Below are 4257 nucleotides of genomic sequence, written 5' to 3'. Positions count from 1 at the left end.
GTCGTGATGGCCGGCGGCTCCGGCTCCCCGGACGGGTCGGCGGCCACGGGCTCGGCCGGCACCGCCGCGGCCTTCGGGTGGCGGGCCCGGTAGGCCGCCCACCCGCGCTCGGCCAGGCCGACGACCAGGAAGGTGATCCCCACGTACGCCCAGCCGACCAGCACGTCGATCACGTAGTGCTCGCCGCAGTAGACCAGGGTGAAGGTCATCGCCAGCGGGTACGCCAGCAGCAGCGGCCACCAGCGCCGCCGGGTCGAGCTGAGGAAGAACAGCACCACGAAGAGGGCGAACGCGGTGTGCAGCGAGGGCATCGCGGCCACCGGGTTGGAGGCGATCTGCCCGGCGTTGAGCAGGTTGCCCGCGCCGTGCATGCCGAACGCCTTCCAGCCCCGGGTGGAGATCCGGGCGACCTCGGTGAGCAGGCCGTTCTGCGCGGCCCACCAGGGCGGCGCGGCCGGGTAGAGGAAGTAGGTGACCAGCCCGGCGGCGCAGAGGAAACCCCAGCGCCGCATGTACGCCGCCCACCAGTCCCGGTTGCGCAGCCAGAGCACCGCGGCCGCGGCCAGCGTCACCACGAAGTGCGAGAAGTAGATCCAGCTGGCCAGCACGTCCCACCAGCGGACCTCGGGCCGGTACAGGTGCTGCTGCAACCAGACCGTCGGCACCTCGCCGCCGGTGGCCCAGCCGACCAGGAACCGGTCGGCGACGATCAGCTCCATGGCGTGCGGCGTCGCGCCGTTGTCGGCGAAGCCCCGGGAGAGGTTGTACGCGGCGAGCAGCAGCACCACCGGGATCCAGTCCCGGGCGAAGCGCAGGTGGCTGCGCCAGGGCCGGGACGAGTTCCAGGCGATGGTGGCCGCCCAGATCCAGACGAAGGCGTACGCCGGGTCGGTGGGCAGGCCGATGGCGAGCCATCCGACCACGAAGGCGACCCCCCAGATCGCCATCGCGACGGCGCGGCGACGACCGCCGTCGGTCGACTCGGCGGCGCCGGTCCGGGCGGGGGGCTGGGGATCTGTCACGACGGCCATCGCGGTCAAGGTTAACGGCGGGCAACGCATCGACCGACGCCGACCACCTGCCGGCCGTCGGACGCCACCCGGCCCCGGCCCGGCTCGATTAGGCTCTAGCCATGCAGGAGCAGCCGGAGCCGCCCTTCGCGCCGGGCCTGACCGCCCGGGTCGAGCTGACCGTCACCGACGCCGACACCGCCCAGGCGGTGGGCTCCGGTGACGTGCCGGTGCTCGGCACCCCCCGGGTGCTCGCCCTGGCCGAGGCGGCGACCGTGGCCGCCACCGCGGTCCGGATGCCACCCGGGCAGACCACCGTCGGGCTCCGCGTCGAGCTGGACCACCGGGCCCCCACCCCGGTCGGCCGGACGGTAGTGGCGCAGGCCCGGCTCGCCAAGGTCGACGGGCGACGGCTGCTGTTCGAGGTGACCGTCACCGACGGCGGGCAGACCGTGGCCGAGGCGCGGATCGAGCGGGTGCTGGTCGACCGGCAGCGCTTCGTCGAGCGCTCGTCGCAGGCGTCATGAGCGTCCGGTTCGTCGAGGTCGCCGACCGCGTCCACGTGCTGCGCGAGCCGCTGCTGCACGTCAACGTGACGCTGGTGGTCGGCGACGGCGCGGCGCTGCTGGTGGACACCCTCTCCACCGCGGCCCAGGCCCGCGAGCTGGCCGACGCGGCCCGGGCGGTCACCCCCCACCCGTGGACCCTGGTGAACACCCACCACCACTTCGACCACTGCTTCGGCAACGCGACCCTGGCCGCCGACCCACCCCGCCCGGTGTACGCGCACGAGCTGGCCATCGCGGCGCTGCGGGACCGCCCGGACGAGCTGCGCCGGGCCGCGTACGAGGAGATCCGCGACGAGCAGCCGGCGCTCGCCGCCCAGCTCGGCGACACCGAGCTGCTGACCCCGACGCATCCGGTGCACAGCGAGACGGTGCTGGACGTCGGTGGCCGCCGGGTCGTGCTGCGCCACCCGGGGCGCGGGCACACCGACGCCGATCTGGTGGTGCACGTGCCGGACGCGGACGTCCTGGTGGCCGGCGACCTGGTGGAGCAGAGCGGGCCGCCGGCGTTCGAGGAGTCGTACCCGTTGCAGTGGCCGGACGCCGTGGCCGAGCTGCTCCGGCTGACGACGCCGTCGACGGTGGTGGTGCCCGGGCACGGGGAGCCCGTCGACGTCGAGTTCGTCCGCGCCCAGCACACCCGGCTCGTCGACCAGGCGTGGCTGATCCGGGCCGGGCATACCGGCAACGCCCCGCCCGAGCGGGTGGCCGCGGAGTCCCCGTTCGGCGCCCGTCCGGGCCTGATCGCCGCCCGCCGCGGCTACGCCGAACTCGACGGCACCGCCTGACCCCCGCCCCCATACTCCGCCCGCGATCTTGCACTTTCGGCCGCGGGCTCGCCCCATTTCGCGGCTTTCGCGCGGGCAACAAGTGCAAGATCGCGGGAAGGGTGGGGCGCTCAGCGGCGGAGGGCGGTGAGCAGGGCGTCGAGGTGGGGGACGGCGGCGAGGACCGCGTCGCGGGCGGCCGGGTCCAGGGTGGCCAGGGCATCGGTGAGCAACGCGGTGCGGTGGCGCGCGTGGTCCGCCATCCGGGCATGCGCCGCCTCGGTGAGGCGAAGACGGATCACCCGGCGGTCCGCCGGGTCGCGTTCCCGGTCGAGCAGGCCGGCGTCGACCAGGTCGCCAACCAGGGTGCTGATCGTGTTCGGCGCGGTACCGAGCCGGCGGGCCGCCTCCTTGCCGCTGATCCCCGGTTCGGCGCGAACCAGTAGCAGCAGCTCCACCTGGGCCTCCGGCAGGACGACCCGGTGGGCGCGGCCGGCGGCGGAACGGCGCAGCAGCCGGTGCAGCTCTCCCACCAGCGCGCCGAGGCGCGCCACCTGCTCCTCACCTGACACCCGGGTCACCTACTTCACAGGGCAATAGTTCTGAGTACAGAGCTAAAGTTAGCGGGGATCATCGATCGTGGGGGGAATCCAGTCTTGACGCACACCGTGCAGTCGACCATGCGCCCGGCGGGAACCGCCGACACCCGGGCCGGGACACCGACCGCCGGCACGCCGGCCGGACGGGACGGCCTGATGCTGCTCGTGCTGCTCGGCACGCTCACCGCGATCGGCCCGCTCTCGCTGGACATGTACCTGCCGGCGTTCCCGGCGATGACCCGGGACCTCGGCGCCGACCAGGCCCAGATCGAGCTCTCCCTGACCACCTGCCTCGTCGGTCTCGCCCTCGGCCAACTGGTCACCGGTCCGCTCAGCGACCGCTGGGGGCGGCGCCGCCCGGTCCTGGTCGGCGTCATCGGGTACGCGTTGCTGGGGCTGGCCTGCGCCGTTGCGCCCACCGCCCCGGCGCTGGCCGCGGCCCGCTTCGCGCAGGGCCTCGCCGGTGGGATGGGCGTGGTGGTCGCCCGAGCGGTGGTCCGCGACCTGTACGCCGGCCGGGCCGCCGCGAAGTACTTCTCCCGGCTCACCCTGGTCTTCGGGGTGGCGCCGGTCGCCGCACCGAGCGTCGGGAGCCTGGTGCTGCGGTTCGGCTCGTGGCGGGCCGTGTTCGTCACCCTGGCTGTGATCGGGCTGCTGCTGGCCGCCGCGGTGGCCTGGCGGCTGCCGGAGACGCTGCCCGCCGAGCGGCGCAGCACCGGCGGCCTGGCGAGCACGGCCCGGACCATGCGCTCGCTCTTCGCCGACCGGGTCTACCTCGGGTACGCGCTGACCCAGGCCTTCGCCTTCGCCGGGCTGTTCGCGTACATCTCCGGGTCGTCCTTCGTCTTCCAGGAGGTCTTCGGCGTCTCGGGGACGACATTCAGCCTGCTCTTCGGCCTGAACGCGCTGTGCCTGGTGGCGATGGGGCAGGTCAACGCCCGACTGCTGGACCGATTCGACCCGCGCCGGCTGCTGGTCGCCACCCTGCTGGTCAACGCGGTGGCCGCGGTGGGCGTGCTGACCGGCGCACTCGCCGCCAGCCTCGCCCTGGTGGCGGTGACCCTCTTCGCCTTCGTCGGCTCGCTCGGCATGGTGACCCCGAACAGCACCGCGCTCGCCCTGGACTCGCACCCCCGCCACGCCGGCACGGCGGCCGCCCTGATGGGCGGGATCCAGTCGGTCATCGGCGCGCTCGCCGCACCTCTGGTCGGGCTGGGCGGCGAGGGCAGCGCCATCCCGATGGCCGCCGTCCTGGCCGCCGCCGCAGCCCTCTCCCTAACCGCCGTCCACACCCTCACCCACCCCCCGCTAACGC

5 protein-coding genes are annotated in these 4257 nt (G+C 74.3%); 3 read left to right on the top strand and 2 right to left on the bottom strand.

Going from position 1 to position 4257, the window contains the following annotated elements; all coding sequences use genetic code 11:
• On the bottom strand, positions 1-1031 hold a 1031-nt coding region (locus DKL51_RS00300), incomplete at its 3' end, for a phosphatase PAP2 family protein (RefSeq protein WP_148097687.1).
• Positions 1032-1132: 101 nt separating this feature from the next.
• Between DKL51_RS00300 and DKL51_RS00295 the strand changes: the two genes are divergently transcribed.
• Together DKL51_RS00295 and DKL51_RS00290 are read left to right on the top strand one after the other, a co-directional pair.
• A complete protein-coding gene (locus tag DKL51_RS00295; protein ID WP_124811602.1) occupies positions 1133-1537 on the top strand; it encodes a thioesterase family protein in 405 nt (134 codons plus the stop codon).
• Positions 1534-2364 carry an MBL fold metallo-hydrolase gene (locus tag DKL51_RS00290; RefSeq protein ID WP_109966338.1) on the top strand — a complete coding sequence of 277 codons (831 nt, stop codon included), beginning with the start codon at positions 1534-1536 and terminating at the stop codon, positions 2362-2364. Before DKL51_RS00295 ends, DKL51_RS00290 begins: the two co-directional genes overlap by 4 nt.
• A gap of 110 nt (positions 2365-2474) precedes the next feature.
• On the opposite strand, the gene DKL51_RS00285 is transcribed toward DKL51_RS00290, so the two are convergent.
• Positions 2475-2915, bottom strand: coding sequence for a MarR family winged helix-turn-helix transcriptional regulator (locus DKL51_RS00285; protein ID WP_109966339.1), 441 nt, complete (start codon positions 2913-2915; stop codon positions 2475-2477).
• 84 nt (positions 2916-2999) lie between these two features.
• Here DKL51_RS00285 and DKL51_RS00280 point away from each other — a divergent pair.
• On the top strand, positions 3000-4257 hold a 1258-nt coding region (locus DKL51_RS00280), incomplete at its 3' end, for a Bcr/CflA family multidrug efflux MFS transporter (protein ID WP_438819644.1).

Source organism: Micromonospora globispora, from assembly GCF_003857015.1.
Lineage (GTDB): Bacteria > Actinomycetota > Actinomycetes > Mycobacteriales > Micromonosporaceae > Micromonospora > Micromonospora globispora.
The sequence above is the reverse complement of the archived record's forward strand: the minus strand, read 5'-3'. Positions and strand labels throughout refer to the sequence as shown.